This window comes from Levilactobacillus tujiorum, assembly GCF_012641185.1.
In the GTDB taxonomy this organism is placed as follows: Bacteria; Bacillota; Bacilli; order Lactobacillales; family Lactobacillaceae; genus Levilactobacillus; species Levilactobacillus tujiorum.
The window spans coordinates 36,068-54,017 of sequence record NZ_JAAXLK010000020.1 but is presented as its reverse complement, the minus strand read 5'-3'; the positions used below and the strand labels follow the sequence as shown (position 1 = coordinate 54,017).

The window sequence follows — 17,950 nt, the reverse complement described above, 5'->3', positions numbered from 1 at the left end:
CGGTCCCACTGAGCATCTTCCAGTTCGTATCGTTTAGGTGTTGTCATCGGAATGCCTCGATTCGTTTTTCCTCAGATTATACCTGAATTTTTAGTTTTCAGACAGTCCCTAATCCAATGAAAAAAGTATGTTGCAACATATTAAATACATCCTGTTTAGTTGCTACCTCACTAATCAGAGCCGCATCTTCATCCTGTAATAATGGGTTATACGGAAATTTTTGACCATAGATTTTTGCACTATGGGCCGTAGTGTTGCGCAAAAATTGGATTGCCATAATCCACTCATAAATATATTTATAATAGTGTATGCTACTAAAAGACTCTGCCACCCAGTCCTTAACAATTTGAGGCTTTAATTTTGAAACCAGCATTGAAAACTGACCCAAAGTTAACTCTTCAAATAATACCCAAATAGGAATATCTCCACCATACTTAATTACATGATGCTTAATCATCCTATCATTTTTAATCTTTTTGGTTAATCCTTCCGCAAAATATGAAAGCATGAGCGGAATATCCTTCCTCTTTTTGGGATTATAGATATTCTCATTCAAATAAGCCAAACCAGCAGGAATTTTCTCCGTATCTTCGGCGTAACTGTCGTAATTTACGGAAAGAAATCTTGCTAAAGTTGTCTTTAAATACACCTCTACAGCAGGAATTAATCGACTTAATGACTCACGTAAGTAACGGTCAAATTTATACAGTCCAATTAAGTCTGAGTACGTAGGTGTAATTGCATCAATATCCTTCCGAAAAGCCGAAATTCGATAGTAACTAATCACTCTTAAATCTTCTCGTGCACATTCAAGCTCTTCATCGCTAAATAAAATATGATGAATATTATCCTGCAACTTTTCAATTAATTCATCAGTTGTCAGCGGTGGCTTAACCTCATTATTTTCTAAGTTAATATTCTCACTCAGCTGTCCATTAATATCTTTGATTGGGAAATGATAACCTTCTCGCGAAATATTTAAATCAAAATGAACTTTTTTCTGAGATTCTTTTAATTCAAAATCAACTTTTGCTTCATAGTCCTTAAATGGCCTATCTAATTCGTTGGCCGGAACCTTAATTTCAGCTTTGTTCATAAAATAACCTCACATACAAAAATGGCCGACCAAGTCTGCTCTCAAATTCATGAGAGCCTGGTCGGCAGCTATTAGTTAGTATTATACTCACTACTTTACATTTAGTCAACTTCTTAGCAACTTACTCCCGCAATCTACCTCCTTTTTAGACTGTTCTTCCTTCTTTTCGACCAACAACTTAATCCGACGAATAGTCGACACTGAGTACCCTGTCATAGCTGATACTTCCTTATATGTATGGGTTTGAAGTAGGTCATAGGCATTCTTTCGTCTAGCATCTACCCCTATCCTTGGGCGTCCTTCATGGTAATTAGGATTATGCTTCTTCGCATAGTCCTTACCAGCTTGAGTTCGCTCCACAATCTGGTCACGTTCAAATTGTGCAAAGGCCAACAGCATCGTCTGCATTAACCTACCGGACGCCGTATCATCAAACGTTCCAAGGTTTAAGACGTTAATCTTCACTCCTTCATCGGTCAATTTATCAATGACATCTAAGGCTTCACGAGTATTTCTGGCCAGCCGGTCTAGCTTAACGACCACTAACTCATCACCTACTCTGATTTTTGTCAGTAACTTTTCAAATTCTGGTCGTTTAACCGTTGTCCCCGTATACTTTTCGGCAAAGATTGCCTTATCTTCAATACCATAATTCCTCAGCTTTTCAATTTGGTCATCCAAGCTCTGTGACTGAGTTGACACTCGCGCGTAACCCATCTTCATATTTTTACCCCCTAGTTTATGACCTAAGTTTATGAACATCTTGGCTCTGGTCATACAATCAATCTAATCACCCATCTGACGGGCTTACCATTGATTCAAGAATTTCGGATATAAAGTCATTTCTAAACTGAACAGTTCTTGAACACACATGCTATTTCACATTGTCGCTAACACTGTTATATTACAATTACATTACGATTTCACCTTAAATTACACAGCTATTCCCATAAACGTTGATTTATCAACATTTGTGCAAACGATGGTTGCTGATATTACATTGTAATTCAATGTATTGGAGGTAATTCCCATGCGCAGACGCGAATATCAACAGGCACAACGACCTAATACTACCCGAACGATTGCAACTAAGATTTTAACTAAGATTCTTTGGATAGTCGTATCGACCATTATCACGAACGTCATAAATCAAATTTTCTAATCGAAACGAAAAAATGACTAGAATCTGGATTTCATTCCAAGTTCTAGTCATTTTTATTTTGCGTAATTTTGGTTACACCCTTAATTTACATGTCTTCAGTTTCATATCATCAGACTTAATTATCCATATTATTCAGCCATTCGTTAATCATGTCTAGCTTATCTCTATCAACACCCGCAGCATTATCAACATCTTTATTAGTAGCGGTTGAATACTCATACTCCGATTTATTTTCTGATTTAGATTTATTGTCCGATTCAGCGGCAACTTCTTCACTACCGTACTTATTTGATGTATTAAATTTGCGGTCAAATCCTGCCTTGATTTCAGATGTATCAATAAAGTTGGTTCTTGTCTCAATATAACCACTCTCAAATGACTGTACCGGACTGATTGGTTTGAAGTCCGGAGCATTGACAAAAAACAGCCCTTTTCTGTCCTCCTTCAAATCCTTCATGTAGTTAGCCATCTCTTGGCTTGGGTCAAGGCTATTCCACACGTTGGCGTTAGCATAACCGAGGAACCGACTACCTAACCCATCAGCTAACTTACCCAGCGCGGATTTTTGGAAGTTCTGGGTAATAACAATCATACTAACGCCACGCGAACCGTGCTCTTGGCTAATCTTCAACGCTAAGGCTTCAATTGCATCAGCCAGCTTAATCTTGTCGCCATCATCATTCTCTATCTTCGCGTTACCAGCACGACTCAGCGTGTTAGCATATTCATCCAGCACGACAAGAATCTTGCCCATTTTGGCATCAGGATGGCTCTTATTAAATTGCTTGATATTAATCGCACCTGACTTGACGAACTTATCGACCCTACCAGTAGCTATCTTATCAACTAGCACTAACATCTGATAGATGCTCTCAGGGTCACCCTTCACCATCATGCCAGCCTGTTGATAGCCATTTGATATGTAATCTTCTGGCTTGACTGAACCGATAAATACATCTGAATAATCGAAGACTCCCTTGCTATCCTGCAAATACAACAGCGTACTAATCATCCGATTCGCAAACGTCGATTTACCTGACCGACTGATACCTCCAATTAACGCGAACAGCGGACGGTCACCGCGTGGGATTGTCGTTACCACGTCACCTATCCTACCCCGACCAATCGTTAGCTGACCTTTTTCACCATCTGATTTCACATCATCGAACTCCATATGACTCGAATTCATCACTTTATTTAAGATGAAGAATAGGTAGAACGAACCGCTATCTGACGGTATCTTCTCAATCGTCGGTGTTACCCTAGTGTTAGATGCTACTAAGCCCAACGTCTTTCTGGCATCGCTGATGGTCGTACTACCATCTAGTCTCATCCGTAGCTTCAAATAATCATTGTTACCCGTAAAGCCCTCATTGTTTAAGTCCCAAGCGCTATAACCCAAATCATCGTGGTGAAAGAAAATGTAGGTCAGAATTTCTGCCAACTTGTTCGGTAATCCTCTTTGCTCTGCTAACCGGCTAACTGACCAGCGATATCGTACACGTGCTCTTGCTTGTTGGTCAGTTAGCTGTTGCTCTTGCTGCAGTTCTGCTGCCTCTTCAGTCTCAGCATATGCCAATCCCAAATTTTTATCTTTTTTCAAAATGTTGACTAAATCATTCTTCGATTTAAATCCAAACAATGCATCCAACGACTGGTAAACTTGGCCTTCGATTGAATAGAAATAACTACCTAACTGACTATTAGTCTGGGGTAATAAATAGAATTGAATAAAGTCATAGTCATCAACTGTCTGAACCTCATGGCGTTTGAACTCGTTATCAATCCTGAACGCAAGCAACGGGCCGAACACATTATTCTTCACTACCTTCAATCCTCCACTGTCATCAACGTGGGCGTCAAACCGACCGCTAACAGCCGAATCGCTAAAGAACTCCTCAAGCAACACAATCTTACGATACTGACGCATCGGATATTCACAATAAAACTGAGTGGGTGATATTTTCATATTTCCGAACTTATCATTCAGATAATCACGTTGAACAACCTTGATTATCTTAGGTCGATTAAGGCTATACAACACATTAATCATCAGGACGCCAGCCACTAGCATTATCATCATAAATGTGTAGTGGTGGAATAACGCGAATATTAACGACAGTGACAAAACACCAGAGTATATCAGTAATGTTATTTTTATCTGATGGTTTCTATCACGACCATCGCCAAACTTTACACGCCACTCATTATAATTTCTATTTCTGATTGATTTTCTGAAACTGCTGACCTGCTTTAAATACACAATCTTCGCAAACCAGCCAGCTAAGCTATTGTACGTCCAGCCTATCATCTCAGCCGCCATACCCCGTTCTTCTGGCTGGTTACTCTTCTGATTGGCTTTATTACCCGATTGCTGCTGTTGCTTGCGCTGAGCCATTAGCTGACGTTGCCGGTTGCGCTTGGCAATCAATCGGCGTTTCTCTTCCTCATTCATTCTCTTACCCCCAATTAACCTAACTAATCAATCTTGTAAGTGCCTTAACGACTTACGCACGTTATTACTAATCTCTTGGCTATGGATGTATCCTTGCATCATTCGGCTAACTTCATCAGCATCTTGGACTTGGCCAGCTTCACTAATATTAATCGGGCTTAACAAGCGGGAGTTAACCGCATGATTCTCATCTGTTGTCACCGCGTAGTTATCTATATATGCGCCTATGACCTGTCTACCGTTATTAGCCACGTAATAGACATCATCATTAGACCCGACCATCAGGGCACCTAGTTGTTTTATCACTGTGCTGGCAACCTCCAAATTGCTGAATGTTAAACAACAAATTGCATCCTTTACTTCAGCCATCTTCTTAACGTCAGTTGGTTGATTAATCAGCACAGCTTCAACAACCTGATATTTCTGGCTATCTATCCGAATCTTAAATCGTAAATTGCCATTAGCCGTAATCAGCACCGGCCCGGGATAGAATTTGCGCTCTCTAAAGTACCAGATTGACCGGCTTAAGTAGTACCAATCGTCTATCTCTTTCAGCTCATAATCCCGATTACTGTATACTGCCATACGACTGCGCGGAACTAACTTATAACCACTAATCCGGTCAACCTGCGTTTTGGGCACTGATTCCAACTTCTTAATCGCGCTGTAACTATCATTCCCAATCAGGTTCTGACGAATTTGTTTAGTCATAATACCCAACTTCATAAATAAATCAATCTGTTCACCCGGGCCAGCTGTTCGCTTAACCGTTAGATGATTATTGTCATATACCAATTTACCATTGGCACTTCGTTCTGGACTTGCATTTGACTGATTTGATTCACTCTGATTTTTCAAAAAATCAACCTCCTCTTTTTAACGCTGACCCCCCGTTGGGCCATCAGATGACCCTTTCGGCAGGTAGTTTATCCTTCTGCTGATTGCAATTAACCAATGGACAACTAAGCTATTATCTTAACCGATAGATTGACCAATACATTATCACTACCTGCTAGTTTGACCCTATTTCTATCCCTACTTGTCCTCTTGACCTAAATCTATATTGCTAGTTTCACCCCCCTTTCACTTTCAATCATCCTAGCTAAATCTGACAAATCCTCCTGATTTAAATCAAGCAAGAAATCAGGCTAACTAGGCACCATGCCTCTTCTCGGCTAACGTCATACTTAGCCTTACGTAGCACGCTGTTTCAGCTTTCTTACCCTCCTGCTGATAACCTATACCAATTCGAACTTGGGCTCATTTTGAATTCAGCCATTCTGATTTCATATCCTCATACTTAGTTTGTTGCACATAAATCCCATTGGATAGCCTAGCTACTACTTTATTCGACCATTTTATCGTCAGATTCAATCCTTAAATCGGCTCAATTTCATATCATCACACTTCTATTTATCCACCTAGTTACATTATATTAGCCATATCAGTGACTACTTCGGTCATATATTCGTCACACCTACATAAATCGGACAATAAAAAAGCAGGTCATATGGGCCTGCTCAATCTAACCTACTATTCCTATCTAATTCTCTTCATCCTCATCCAGTCCAGCTAACACAGCTCGTTGATGCTGCAGTTGCTCGTCCATGTCATTATCTTCGTCCTTATTAGTTGCTACCTTATCCGATGGCTTGGCTTCGCCTCTTCCTGTTTATTGACCCGGCTGACCTTCTTGGCTACCGTGACCTTACTCTGCTTTGGTTGCTTAGCACCATGATTTATGCTTCGCTGGACTCCACTATAGCCGACGAATCGCTCCTTCATTGCTTGTGCCTTTGCATATTCGCGGTTAATCTCTTCGATTTGCAATCCTGTTTCGTCAATAGAATAATTAGGCGCCACCGTATACTTCATATCTTCTAGGCTCCCCAACGGCTTCATATCAAGCATGCCCTTCACATCATTAGCCAGCCAATGACGCTCTATAACCTGATATTTATCAATATTGCTAAACGTTAGGAAGATAAGCCCTTGTTGCCGATTGGGTAGCTTACCCGCCATTTTTTCGATAAATAGCAACCGCTCAAGGTCAGATTTATAAACATAAACTCCGACGCTATTAGGTAATAAATCAATACTAGTCAGATTACTAGAATCAATAAAATGGAATTGCAGATTCAAATACTTCCCTGTATTACCAATGGGCCACATGGCAATCAGGTCACCGTTAGGCATGAAACGGACTTGACCCATTTGCACATTCAACTCTCTAATGGCGTAAACGGCCTTGGCTAAGTACTCATTCTTGATGATTCGATTAATATCATACTGACCGTCGCTGAACATCTTAACCTTAACGTTATTGACCAATCCTCTAACCATGCTAGTCTTAATGTTGCCAGATTCCTCCAGCGTTCGTAATTGACGTACTGCAGGTGAACCCATCAGATATGTCAAGCCTACCTTGCTGATTCCGCCTGACTCATTAATCAATCTCAATGCTTCATTACCCTTGACTGCTCGCTTGACCTTCATCTTCTTGGTGACAACGATTTGATTACTCTTCAATCTCTGCTGTAACTCCTCTAACTTCATACTTCTCTCCTCCACTTCAGCTAATCAATTTTATCTTCAACTTCTTTAATCCTTTAAGACATCCAAATCATAACTCTGGCTGACTGCCCTGTCTTAACGCCGTTATCAATTTAGCTAATGACTTGGCCAATGCCCTCAGCTATGTTTTCTTCGTTTCAACATTTCATCTATTTCAGTTAGTCATACTTGCTAATTGACCTGTTATTCCTATCATTTAAACGATTGCGACAAAAAAAGGTAGGTCACATGGGCCTACCCTAAACTTGTTGAACTGTTGAAGATTCACAAATTTAAAATATAAATAGAACAGCCTTAATATCAAAGGCGTAACTAAGAAAGATGTAGGATGGTCGTTTGCCACCTCTGCACAACAATTATCGCTCTGAACTAATTTAACCGCAAATTAAATCGGACTTCAAAATAAGAAAAAAGCGGCCTTTAGCCGCTCCTCCCTAGATATATAATATAGAAGTGCTTCAGATTCGTGTCCCGAAGTAAGCCCTTGCTTCTTGTCCTTATTGTTGCTCTGAATGGCAGTCAAATCAACCTTAATCTGATTTTTTAAATCAAAAGAGCGACCATTCCGGCCGCTCACACAAGGAAATCAGCTGGTCCTGTTACATAGGGTATGGCCAACCGAAATGGTATATGTACATAGGAGATACACAATAGATGGCTATTACCATCTACATGACTATTATTGCTCAATAACCCTGACCTGGCAACATTATTGGCACTTCCGCTCAACTTATCTTCATCCATTATTAATGGTCACATTTGGCCCCGCCCATACCCAATTCTCTTTGGTCGACCATCCTCCATTTTTATCAATCAACTGCCTATCCTATCGCGTTAATAACAGTTATTAACAGTTCATAATTCTTGTATCACTTTTATTAACCGTTATTAATGACCTCCATTGTTACCATCGTCCCTAGCCTAGATAGCCATCATCTTCTTGATTGATTTTGGGATTGCATTCTTCCGCCATTACCATTGCTGTTTCAGCTGGATTTTTCTGATTCATACTGGATTTAACATCAGCCTAAAGCTATCATTAAGTTAAATTAACCACTGGAGGTAGTCATATGAGTGCCTATGAAGATTCCAACCACCCTGGCAACTTCAAATTCAAATTGTATGTTAGCCCCAAGTTAGCGGCAGATGGTAAACGACACCAACTGGTGCGACAAGGATTTAAATCAATGGCTGATGCAGAAGCGGCCGAGGCACAGATGAAGGACGACATCGTCAATCGCTCAGATTCTTATATTAAGACGTTACCGTTTGAGCTTGAGTTCGACAAGTGGTACAAGCTGTTTCACAAAGGTGCTGCTGATGCGACCTTGAAGAATTATGCATATACGCATAACCGGATTAAGGCTTTCTTCGGCGACATGCGGCTTAAAGATGTAAACTCGAATAACGCACAAGAATTCATCAATAGCCTAGTAGATGAAGAACTCAGTCAGCAGACCATCAGTAAGGTATTAGGCCACTGTAAAGCATTCTTCAAACGGCAGATTATTAATCAGCTAATAACCGCTAACCCTTTTCTTGATTTACATTTCAAAGCTAGCAAGGTAAGGGAGAAAAGTGACGAGTACAAGTACTTTGCCCAGTATCAATTAGATAGATTAATGCCAATACTTATGGATAACGATGACAAGATGGACACCGCTAAGTATGCTTGTCTCTTCGACCTTGCCACAGGTGCCCGTCCTGAAGAATTGCTTGCTGTAAAATGGAACAAGATTGACTTCAGCAGTCACACAGTCACTTTTGACCATGCCATTAAGGTTAAGACTAGAGAATACTCAGATAAAATGAAGAACGATAATTCTGCTCGAACGATTCACATAGATAAGCACACCCTGCGTCAGATGAAGAAGCTTCGACAAATCCAACAGGATAACGACTACTATGACCTAGACGGATTTGTCTTCAAGAGTTATCAAACCAAGCAACTGATGTCGCTGGATAACCTAAATCATCAATTGACTAAGTTTGAGAAGTCAGCCAATATTCCGACCAATTACACCATGTATGCGTTCAGGCACACACATGCTTCCTTAATCCTCAGCAACTCAGATGGTGTTTTATCCGAGAGCATGTTATTATCAGCCAGTAAACGGTTAGGTCATGCTAGTCCGACCGAGACAATGAACACTTACTGGCACCTCTTCCCCTCTGACAGTGATAAGGCTAATAAACAGATGGATGATAAAATCGATTCACTCTTCAATTTCTGATTTTTGTCAGTTTGTTAATCAACCTCATCAACTCATCATTGTCGATTAACGTGGCCCCCTAGCTCGACCGGTGCGGACTCTTCATCATCATCACAACTATTTATACCTCAATGACGTTAAATGGCTTAGAAGCGATTTCTGAGCCGTTTTATTTTATCCTGATTTATCTCAATCGATAGTCAAGTCATCAGTTGGTCATCAATAGCCACAGTAATCAGGTCATCAGTTGGTCATGTCTACCCTTTTTAATGCCGGTCTATCAACGTTGATGCTAAGTCATCAATTGGTCATCAATTGGTCATCACCCAACTTCGCCCTGGTCATCAATTAGTCATCAGTTTTCTGGTTCGATTCTTACTATTGGAACCGAACCCATTAGCCAAATAAGGGTATACCAATCTAACAAATCAGACTGATTTTCCTCTTGTATATTCTAGTTAACAAATAGCCATATAATTAGCACTTTCATGACTTTAGTCACGCGTTAGTCATCAATTCGACCACTTCGCCCATCAAATAAGGGGTTAGGTCACCTTTTGAAAGACTATATATGAATATTTATAAAAAACAATGGATACAAAAATAGCAGAAACGCTATTATACCAACGTCTCTGCTACTTCTGTTTTTGCATATCGACTGATTCGATACCGGAGGTGGGGTCTGGAAACTCTTTTAAAATGCTGATAAACCGGCATTCCACTCTAGGTATAGTAGGAATTCTGTAGCATTTTTTAATTTTAATACATAGTTTTTAAATTAATACATCGAATTAAAGCACTCAAATAACCCCGCTCAGAATTATTTACTTTCTGTTCTCTTGTGTGACTGAACGTTCGTTCGTATAATGAGAGCTGAGGTGATTATGTATGAATCGATTTGCGATTAATGGCCGTATCGTATCTGAACCCAAAGTTCTAAAACTGTCTCCCCTACTTCTTTTCGTCAAAATTGAAGGCGATTCCGGTCATCGAATCAATTGCTTAGTTCATCAACATGGGCTTAATTTTCTTTATCAGGCTACACTCAATTCGCATGTCGCTCTCTATGGACATTATAATGATAGAAAACAATTCGTAATTAGCAAGTATGCGATCATATCTACAAAAGTAAGCGCATAGGAGAAAATATGGCGGTTAATAAGTTCAGCTCAATTAACTATAAGCAAAGAATAACAACTGATCGCCTTTTATCATAAAAAACGGTGGTGCATCCAATTGCTCAAATTTAAATTGAAAAACTCTAGTCATGTGTGACTAGAGTCAAATGAAGAATATAACGGCGTTTTCTACGGGTGAAATGAATAATACAAAAACAGCCAAGATAAAGTATAGCACATTGACTTCTCATGATAAATATACCTTGTAAAAAGTTTACACAAAAATGTTTCGGCAACGATTTAAAGATAATAAAAGTGGAATGTTGACAACAAAATACGCGAACAAAGCCAGCGTTCAAAATTTTTATTGAAAAATAGTCTTCTATCAGAAGAATCGAAAAGAGTTAGTGTCTATCACACTAACTCTTAACAGTTTTTACATCTCTTCGCTAATACCGCAACAATAGCTCCATATACCCTACTTTATATCATATCGCTATTTTTTCTTCTTATCACTCGATGACTGCTGCCGTTGCTGCCATTCATCCTTAGTTAGCATATCTTTAACTTGAAGTTTGACTTCAGTAACTTGATAACCGGTCATCGTTGTCACCGCACTACTAATTTTGCTCGTTACTTTTGTGAGAATTTCTTCGGCACGTTTACCGTATTCTAAGATAGCGTCTAATTCAATAGCCACCGTCTTTTGCTGATCGTCCAAATCAATATCGACTCCTGATTGTGGCCGATCACCTGCTGTTAGTCGATCGGATAAATTATCAATTAGATTTCCTTGTAAGCTCAACACACCATCGACTTCGCTGGCAGTCTTACCCGCAATTTTTTCCAATACCGTGTCATCAAATGTAACTATTTTCTTTGTTTCTGACTGTTTATCCATATCTATCGACTCCTCACCTATTTAATTTTAGTATCAGTGTCAACTGTTGAATTTGGTTTACCAGATGCTTGTTCCTGCCATTCCTGTTTACTCATCACATCATTGATATGAACTTTGATATCAACTACTTCTAATCCAGTGAATCGCTCGACATCTTGTTGTACACGCTGGCAAAGCTGATTAAAGATTTGGCGCATATCTTTACCGTATTCAACGGTAATTGTCATATCCAGTGCAACTTGTTTCTCACCAACTTGTGCTTCGACCCCTTGAGTTGGATCAGAATCACTACGAAAGCGATTTGTCAGATTACTAATCATACCGCCTTCTAACGCCAAAACACCATCAATATTACGTGATGCTAATCCGGCAATCTTCTTAATTACATCATCTTCAAATGTCAATTTTGTGGTCAATTTTGTGTTTTCCGTGGTCATAAGACCCCTCCTTAATTATCTTGACAAGAGTTGCTCAATCCGTTTACCTAGAGCTGACAGATCGATGCGAACAAACCTTCCAACCCCCCAACCCACTAGGCCAGCTGCTGCAACTAACAACATCGCGGGAAAGCTTTGAAAGACCCATACGAGTCCTAAAACTAGGCCCCATAGTGCTCCATATGCACCGTTGCTCATGGCACTACCTCCTTTACCTTACACAACTGATACATGCTGTTTTCTATCAACTGGTGATAGCTGAACGACTGGTTTGGTGACCGTCAAATCTAACTGCCGCTGTAAATAGTTTTCAATCACTTGTTCAGCCTGTTCTGCCAACGAGTCAATTTGATCTGCTGAACTAACCTGAGCCACAGCTTTCATTCGAACCCGTTTGTGACGTAATAATTTTATTGTTACTTGTGGGTCAATTACGCCAACTTGTTCAGCCAATTGTTGGCGTAATGCCTTTTCTATCGCAGCTTGAGGTACTTCCAACATTCCAATTTGATTAGTAAATTGCCATTGCTTCTCACGAATTGGTTTGAAGATGCCCATCATCATAAATACTAGACCAACGATTCCAACAATGATTACTGCTCCAGCCAAAGCATATTTTAACCAGAACATTTGAGTATAACTTACATCTGTACTCCATGCCGAAAGACCCGGGATCGGTAACCACCAACCGATTTGAAGGACAGCCAAAGCTAGTAGAATTAGGCCCAAAATAGTTAAAAGCACCTTATTCCCTCGTCGCATTGAATCACCACCTTATTTGGTCTTGCCACGCATACCAAAGATTGTTGAAACAATCAAAACCAAGATAATAGCACCTAAAATTGATGGAACTAAAGCCATTCCTGCTAAAGATGGTCCCCAAGTTCCCAGTAATGATTGACCTAACCAAGAACCAATAAGACCGGCTAAAATATTAGCAATCCACCCCATTGATCCACCTTTATTTGTGATAGCTCCTGCAATAACCCCAATAATAGCTCCAACAATAATTGACCATAGCCATCCAAACATATAAAAACTCCTTTCTGATATTTAATAATTCCCTTTCTCAAGGTAAGCTTAAACATTAGAAAAAAATGATGCAAGTATTTTGCCCATTATCCCACAAATTCAAATACAACATAGCCATTAGTTACAGCGTAATATCAAGATTTATATTGATATTGTACAAAAAAAGCGCCCACCCCCGTTAGGAGTGAGCGCCTTTTCTAAATCAGTAACGTACAGGTATATCTTGTACTATACGCTTATTTGACAAATTTGTTAATCTTTTTGTTGCCACTAATAAATAATCCATTAGCCAACTGAATCCGAGTTGTATCTCCATACTTGACGATCTTAGCGACATCAAATTCAGTGCCGGCTGGTTGCCAGTCCACAACTTGCTTAAGAGCTTTGTCCTTGTACCGGTGAGTACCGCGAACGGACTTTACTCGTTTGACGCCGCCATCAACAGAATAGTATAAGCGATTGACGTTGGCTTGGTTAGACGTGATATAGTACCCGTTGGCTAATTGGAACCGGGTAATTTTACCGTAGGTCACCACTTTAGCAATCGCAAATACTGTGCCGGTCGGGAAACTGTCTACTTTGTGCTTGAAGGCAACATCCTTGTAGCGATTAATCGGTGTCCGGGCATAGATCATCTTGGGATTGTATCGGTAATAGATGACCTTTTTCGGCTTAGCTGCCTTAGTTGCGGTGCCATAGTAGAAGTTTGAGTACATTTGGGATACATCAAACGTCCCATAACAACCTGGGAAGTGCATGCTTGACGTCCATTGCCAGCCATTATATCCGGTATAAAGCTTAAACCCGGACGGGTTATAAGGGTAGTTAGCCACCCAACCGCCACGGCCTGAGTTGTTCAATGGTACCGAATTAATCCAGCTGCCCATCGTATAGACGTCTGTCTTAGGATAGCCCATGCGATGAACTTCGTTGATCCAGGCCTTAACAATTTTAGAGTTCTGATTCCAGCCAGAGTTGGTGGCTTCAAAATCAAGTACGATCACACTGTTCTTGCCCAAGCCAGCCTTTAACGCACTCCGGGCTGCCATTTGTGCTTCGGCCTTGGCTCCTGCCACAGTAGTAAACCGTGCAAAGTGATAGCCGTTGACGTGTAAGCCAGCAGCAACCGCATTACGAATGCTTAGCTTGGCCGTTTGGTCAGTGAAGTACGTGCCTTCGGATAACTTAGCTATCATGGCTTTGACCCCATATTTTTTCATTGAGCTCCAATTGCTAACGGTCATGATTCCGTTGTTATTAGACGTATCCACAACATCATAATGCGGCATTACTTCACATCTCCCTCCGTAGTAGCCGGCGCTTCCGGCACATCTAAAGGTGCTGGTTCAGTGAGTACTGTCGCAGCTTGCTTGTCCAGTTGTGCTTGCTTATCTGCGAACGCTTGCTCTGTGTCCGCCAGAGCGGCATTATATTCAACCTGTTTTGCTTGGGCTTTCGTATCTGTTGTTGTCATCGACTGATATGCTTTTTCGATGGCTGCTGAAATAATTGCCGGTGCCAGACTATCATGACCAAATACTTTCATTTGGCCTGTTACATCAGCAACCGCCTGCTCACGTTTTTCTTCCCCTGGCATTTCATAATTAGTGGCCGCCTTGTTGACAGCGCTGAACGCCAATGTGTCTAACAGTCCCAACACTTCGCGTTGAGTAGCGGACTTATTCGCCGCAATCTTGGTCTTCAATGCCGGATTGATCCGGGTAAACCAGCCAACCAGGGCAAAAATTAAGACACCTAAGATACCGGTGTCGTTGAGTAATTTAATAATCTTCGTAAATTCATTCATGCTTTTTCCTCCTAAAGTTCACCATACCGTTCCCGGTACGCTTGATTCTCACGTTCTAAAGCGGCATTACGTTTTCGCAAAGCTTCATTCTCACTAACCTTCAAGGCAATCTGTTGGTTAAGTTCTTGTTCCATGGCATCTTTCTTAGCCTTCAATTCGTTCAAATCTTTCGCAAATTGTGCTTGATCACTCTCGCGTTCTTTACGAAGCAATTCGTTATCGGCTTTGACTTGTTCCATAATGTACTTCTCTATGCCCTGACGATCACGATCAGCCTGCCGTGTATCAGAGTGGTAGCCATGAATAACAGCCCATATAGTAGTTACGAACGTTCCCAATGCGCCTAAAGCAACTGCCCAGGACTTAATATCCATGTGTGTCCCCCCTAATCAACGTACCGACTAGTAAAAACAGCATGAGTAAGGCGAACACCCACGTTAGGTTAAACCGCACATCAAACAAGCCTCGGACAATAAAAGCCACTGATAAGGCCCCCATTGCCGGTGATAGGGCGACTAGGCCACCATCACGTAACAACCGCCGGTTGTGAAAGACGCCAACCAGAATAGCGAGACCACAGATAATTAACCACAATGAAAACCACCAGTCGTCAGCAAAGGCAAAGATTGCATGCTCAGCTGGTGAAGGTGGTGGCGGTGGTGTCACCCGTGGATCATCTAAATAGCCCTGATGAAACCAAATATACAAGCCGCCTATCATTGAAAACAAGCCAAAACAGAAATGATTCCAATGCGAAAAGGCCCGTTGAACCGGGCCATCTTTAATACGATGCATGCTTACGCCTCCAAAATAAAAGCACCTAGGCGGTAGTAGTATCCGTCGTCGGTGCCGTGTAATCCTTGCCTGTAAGTTCTTTGTACTGATCCGGTGTGATACACCAATTGACCATATAGCCAATGTCTAGGCCCCATGAAGCATACAATTTGGCGTCTTCAATGCTTGGTGCTGAAAATGGATTATTTTCCATGATGATTCCTCCTATTCTGCCTTAGTTGCAAGCTGTTTTTGAACAGCTACTATTTGTTGCGAAAGACTACCGAATTGCTTTTGAAATTGCTCTTGCGTAGTGACAAACTGTTGCTGGGCTTCTACTTGAGCCTTTGTGGCGCTTCCCAATGCTGTTTGCAAGCCTTCGATGGTTTTGTCCCGCTTTTCGGCTTGTTCGCCTTGCTGGTCAATCAATCCTTGCAGGTAATCAATGTCCAAATTGGGTAAGTTCCCTGGAGCTGTGACTTCTTGCGAATCATCACTCTTGAATGCGTACATCCACCAGTAGCGAGTGAAGTATTGAATCGAGGTAGTCGGGATATTGACTGCTCGTAATCCATCTGCTGGCTCAAGCGCAGGTGTGGTGTCCTTATCCGGAAACTGGTTGTCTGAATCTGGTTTTACGTAATAAATTGGCATTTCTTTTCCTCCTTAAATTAACTCCGTGTAGTATACTCTCCGATCATCATGATTAAGCGGATATAAGCTGACTGTGGAACTAGGTTTAACCTGGATCAAATGGTTACTTGTTGACGTAATAATTTTTGTTCCACTAATTTTGAAATCAGCAGCTTGCCCAAAGTTATTGCTTATTTCTGTATATTGAGTAGAAAAATCGATACTTGAAATTCCCTTAACGATCGACGACAAATCCATCAATGTAGTATTGTCTGAAAAAGTTTTATTTTCGGATTGACCAACCCCCAAGTAAAAGAAAGAAAGATACTTTTCATCATCATGTATTTGATAAATGATATATGATCTGAGCACCGCACCACCCAAATTAGCATCTGATCCAAAGTCTAATCTATGCCAAGCACTGTCTTCAATGCTTTTCAAATCGTCGCTGGTAGCGACTGATTTACCTCCGTTCACAGTGAGATTAGTAAAATCAGTAGGTTTAGAAACAACCCCAGTGTCAGGGTTGCGGTCAACCACGTTAGCGGCGTTAGCGGGTGTGTAATCTAGCTTATCCTGCTTAGCATTAACCTCATCAATGCTGGCAACTTGATTGGCTGGCTTACGCATATCTGAACTGTGAACAACAGCTGAATCGTTAGCTATTTGAGTATAATTTGCTTTACTTCCATCTAGCCAAACGTGATACATTACGTATACCGAATTAGAATTTATACCAATTAAAAAGCCTTCACCATAATTATTACCTTGTATATCAATAACACCTTTAACTGATGACATACCTTTAAGAGGATTATTTTGTACTGAACCACTTGCGTAAACTGTGTGGAGTCCTAATCCAAGGCTCGTTAAAGTGGCTGATAGGTCTTGATTGTCACTAGTTAAGCTAATCAATGGTGTACCATCATCACTGGTTACTTTACTCTTTTGCCAATTGGTAGTATCATCGGTCTTTACCTTGTCGCCAACCTGCGCGTCCGCATATTCCTTGGCCGACTTGAGTGTCGTGGCGTCGCCATCAGCGACATCCTTTGCAGTCGCAATGGCATTGCCAGCACCGTCTACCGCACCCTTTTCAAGCGTGACGGATTCCTTGAAGTCCGCTGGCTTGCTACCGTCGATGACGGTGGCAGGGATAAGGCTTTTTACATCGTCCGTTTTGACGTAATCAGCCAGTTTGCTATCAATCGCTATACCTATAGAGCCTTGTAAGTTCTTGATATCATCAAGATCAGTTGCGAGTGCATAAGCACTACCATCCATCTTAATTGTCACATTTTGTGAAGCTGAGTAGGCCTGTGTAATACCGAAAACAAACGATACGTCTGTTCCTTGATATGCTGGTAAAACAAACGGATCATTCCCTACGGCCACGGTTAGCACATGCTGGTCGGCAAAGCTGTCAATGTGTGCAACCACACCGACTAACGCCACGTTGAAGTCCTTGTTGGTCGTGTGATCGGTATTAGCAGAGTCTTGCCAATGGTTGGTAATAACTGACTTAACGCTAAACTGGTTGTCAGATTGAACCTTTGAGCTGATTCCGTACGTTAGTGGGTTCGCAAAGTCGGCCATAGTTAACGCTGAAATATCGGTTCCTGCTGTGATAACTTTTTCAGAAACAATAACTTCATCAATAATTAGCGCTTTTTCTTCTTTATCAGCTAACGCCAGCATTGTCGCGCCCTCACGGGTTAGACTTTTTGAATTGTATTCCAAGTTTGATC

The 17,950-nt window shown here is 41.0% G+C and carries 17 protein-coding genes; 1 reads left to right on the top strand and 16 read right to left on the bottom strand.

The window, feature by feature from the left end; genetic code table 11:
• Window positions 1-97: 97 nt before the first annotated feature.
• From HF569_RS10035 to HF569_RS10015, 5 genes are all read right to left on the bottom strand, one after another.
• On the bottom strand, window positions 98-1,096 hold the full coding sequence (locus HF569_RS10035; RefSeq protein ID WP_168902312.1) for an Abi family protein: 999 nt from the start codon (window positions 1,094-1,096) through the stop codon (window positions 98-100).
• A 105-nt stretch (window positions 1,097-1,201) separates the two neighbouring features.
• Entirely contained in the window at window positions 1,202-1,819 is a 618-nt protein-coding gene (locus HF569_RS10030) for a recombinase family protein (protein WP_168902311.1), read from the bottom strand.
• A 554-nt stretch (window positions 1,820-2,373) separates the two neighbouring features.
• The gene (locus HF569_RS10025; RefSeq protein WP_168902310.1) at window positions 2,374-4,713 is read right to left on the bottom strand and encodes a hypothetical protein; all 2,340 of its coding nucleotides are present in this window, start codon (window positions 4,711-4,713) and stop codon (window positions 2,374-2,376) included.
• Window positions 4,714-4,740: 27 nt separating this feature from the next.
• The gene (locus tag HF569_RS10020) at window positions 4,741-5,571 is read right to left on the bottom strand and encodes a hypothetical protein (RefSeq protein ID WP_168902309.1); all 831 of its coding nucleotides are present in this window, start codon (window positions 5,569-5,571) and stop codon (window positions 4,741-4,743) included.
• 777 nt (window positions 5,572-6,348) lie between these two features.
• Window positions 6,349-7,269, bottom strand: coding sequence for a hypothetical protein (locus tag HF569_RS10015; protein ID WP_168902308.1), 921 nt, complete (start codon window positions 7,267-7,269; stop codon window positions 6,349-6,351).
• Window positions 7,270-8,357: 1,088 nt separating this feature from the next.
• On the opposite strand from HF569_RS10015, the gene HF569_RS10010 reads away from it, so the two are divergent.
• Window positions 8,358-9,521 carry a tyrosine-type recombinase/integrase gene (locus tag HF569_RS10010; protein WP_168902307.1) on the top strand — a complete coding sequence of 388 codons (1,164 nt, stop codon included), beginning with the start codon at window positions 8,358-8,360 and terminating at the stop codon, window positions 9,519-9,521.
• A 1,593-nt stretch (window positions 9,522-11,114) separates the two neighbouring features.
• Here the strand turns inward: HF569_RS10010 and HF569_RS10005 are convergent.
• The 11 genes from HF569_RS10005 to HF569_RS09955 form a co-directional block, all read right to left on the bottom strand.
• Window positions 11,115-11,519, bottom strand: coding sequence for an Asp23/Gls24 family envelope stress response protein (locus HF569_RS10005; RefSeq protein WP_024854981.1), 405 nt, complete (start codon window positions 11,517-11,519; stop codon window positions 11,115-11,117).
• Window positions 11,520-11,536: 17 nt separating this feature from the next.
• Window positions 11,537-11,956 carry an Asp23/Gls24 family envelope stress response protein gene (locus tag HF569_RS10000; RefSeq protein ID WP_021742229.1) on the bottom strand — a complete coding sequence of 140 codons (420 nt, stop codon included), beginning with the start codon at window positions 11,954-11,956 and terminating at the stop codon, window positions 11,537-11,539.
• Window positions 11,957-12,172: 216 nt separating this feature from the next.
• Window positions 12,173-12,718 (bottom strand): alkaline shock response membrane anchor protein AmaP, encoded by a 546-nt coding sequence (gene amaP, locus HF569_RS09995; protein ID WP_021742231.1) that lies wholly within the window; start codon window positions 12,716-12,718, stop codon window positions 12,173-12,175.
• Window positions 12,719-12,730: 12 nt separating this feature from the next.
• On the bottom strand, window positions 12,731-12,988 hold the full coding sequence (locus tag HF569_RS09990) for a GlsB/YeaQ/YmgE family stress response membrane protein (RefSeq protein WP_021742232.1): 258 nt from the start codon (window positions 12,986-12,988) through the stop codon (window positions 12,731-12,733).
• 236 nt (window positions 12,989-13,224) lie between these two features.
• Entirely contained in the window at window positions 13,225-14,277 is a 1,053-nt protein-coding gene (locus HF569_RS09985) for a GH25 family lysozyme (protein WP_168902306.1), read from the bottom strand.
• Window positions 14,277-14,795 (bottom strand): phage holin family protein, encoded by a 519-nt coding sequence (locus HF569_RS09980; protein ID WP_168902305.1) that lies wholly within the window; start codon window positions 14,793-14,795, stop codon window positions 14,277-14,279. Before HF569_RS09980 ends, HF569_RS09985 begins: the two co-directional genes overlap by 1 nt.
• Window positions 14,796-14,806: 11 nt before the next feature.
• Window positions 14,807-15,169, bottom strand: a complete 363-nt coding sequence (locus HF569_RS09975; RefSeq protein ID WP_024525390.1) for a hypothetical protein — start codon at window positions 15,167-15,169, stop codon at window positions 14,807-14,809.
• Window positions 15,159-15,590, bottom strand: a complete 432-nt coding sequence (locus tag HF569_RS09970; RefSeq protein ID WP_225366131.1) for a hypothetical protein — start codon at window positions 15,588-15,590, stop codon at window positions 15,159-15,161. Before HF569_RS09970 ends, HF569_RS09975 begins: the two co-directional genes overlap by 11 nt.
• A gap of 25 nt (window positions 15,591-15,615) precedes the next feature.
• Entirely contained in the window at window positions 15,616-15,783 is a 168-nt protein-coding gene (locus tag HF569_RS09965) for an XkdX family protein (protein WP_141639479.1), read from the bottom strand.
• An 11-nt stretch (window positions 15,784-15,794) separates the two neighbouring features.
• On the bottom strand, window positions 15,795-16,223 hold the full coding sequence (locus tag HF569_RS09960; protein ID WP_168902304.1) for a hypothetical protein: 429 nt from the start codon (window positions 16,221-16,223) through the stop codon (window positions 15,795-15,797).
• Between the two features lie 12 nt (window positions 16,224-16,235).
• Window positions 16,236-17,942, bottom strand: a complete 1,707-nt coding sequence (locus tag HF569_RS09955; protein WP_168902303.1) for a hypothetical protein — start codon at window positions 17,940-17,942, stop codon at window positions 16,236-16,238.
• Window positions 17,943-17,950: the final 8 nt, after the last annotated feature.

Coding starts and splice junctions, on each gene's coding strand:
- HF569_RS10035 (WP_168902312.1), bottom strand. CDS start 1,096: ATGAACAAAGCTGAAATTAAGGTTCCGGCCAACGAATTAGATAGGCCA.
- HF569_RS10030 (WP_168902311.1), bottom strand. CDS start 1,819: ATGAAGATGGGTTACGCGCGAGTGTCAACTCAGTCACAGAGCTTGGAT.
- HF569_RS10025 (WP_168902310.1), bottom strand. CDS start 4,713: ATGAATGAGGAAGAGAAACGCCGATTGATTGCCAAGCGCAACCGGCAA.
- HF569_RS10015 (WP_168902308.1), bottom strand. CDS start 7,269: ATGAAGTTAGAGGAGTTACAGCAGAGATTGAAGAGTAATCAAATCGTT.
- HF569_RS10010 (WP_168902307.1), top strand. CDS start 8,358: ATGAGTGCCTATGAAGATTCCAACCACCCTGGCAACTTCAAATTCAAA.
- HF569_RS10005 (WP_024854981.1), bottom strand. CDS start 11,519: ATGGATAAACAGTCAGAAACAAAGAAAATAGTTACATTTGATGACACG.
- HF569_RS10000 (WP_021742229.1), bottom strand. CDS start 11,956: ATGACCACGGAAAACACAAAATTGACCACAAAATTGACATTTGAAGAT.
- amaP (WP_021742231.1), bottom strand. CDS start 12,718: ATGCGACGAGGGAATAAGGTGCTTTTAACTATTTTGGGCCTAATTCTA.
- HF569_RS09990 (WP_021742232.1), bottom strand. CDS start 12,988: ATGTTTGGATGGCTATGGTCAATTATTGTTGGAGCTATTATTGGGGTT.
- HF569_RS09985 (WP_168902306.1), bottom strand. CDS start 14,277: ATGCCGCATTATGATGTTGTGGATACGTCTAATAACAACGGAATCATG.
- HF569_RS09980 (WP_168902305.1), bottom strand. CDS start 14,795: ATGAATGAATTTACGAAGATTATTAAATTACTCAACGACACCGGTATC.
- HF569_RS09975 (WP_024525390.1), bottom strand. CDS start 15,169: ATGGATATTAAGTCCTGGGCAGTTGCTTTAGGCGCATTGGGAACGTTC.
- HF569_RS09970 (WP_225366131.1), bottom strand. CDS start 15,590: ATGCATCGTATTAAAGATGGCCCGGTTCAACGGGCCTTTTCGCATTGG.
- HF569_RS09965 (WP_141639479.1), bottom strand. CDS start 15,783: ATGGAAAATAATCCATTTTCAGCACCAAGCATTGAAGACGCCAAATTG.
- HF569_RS09960 (WP_168902304.1), bottom strand. CDS start 16,223: ATGCCAATTTATTACGTAAAACCAGATTCAGACAACCAGTTTCCGGAT.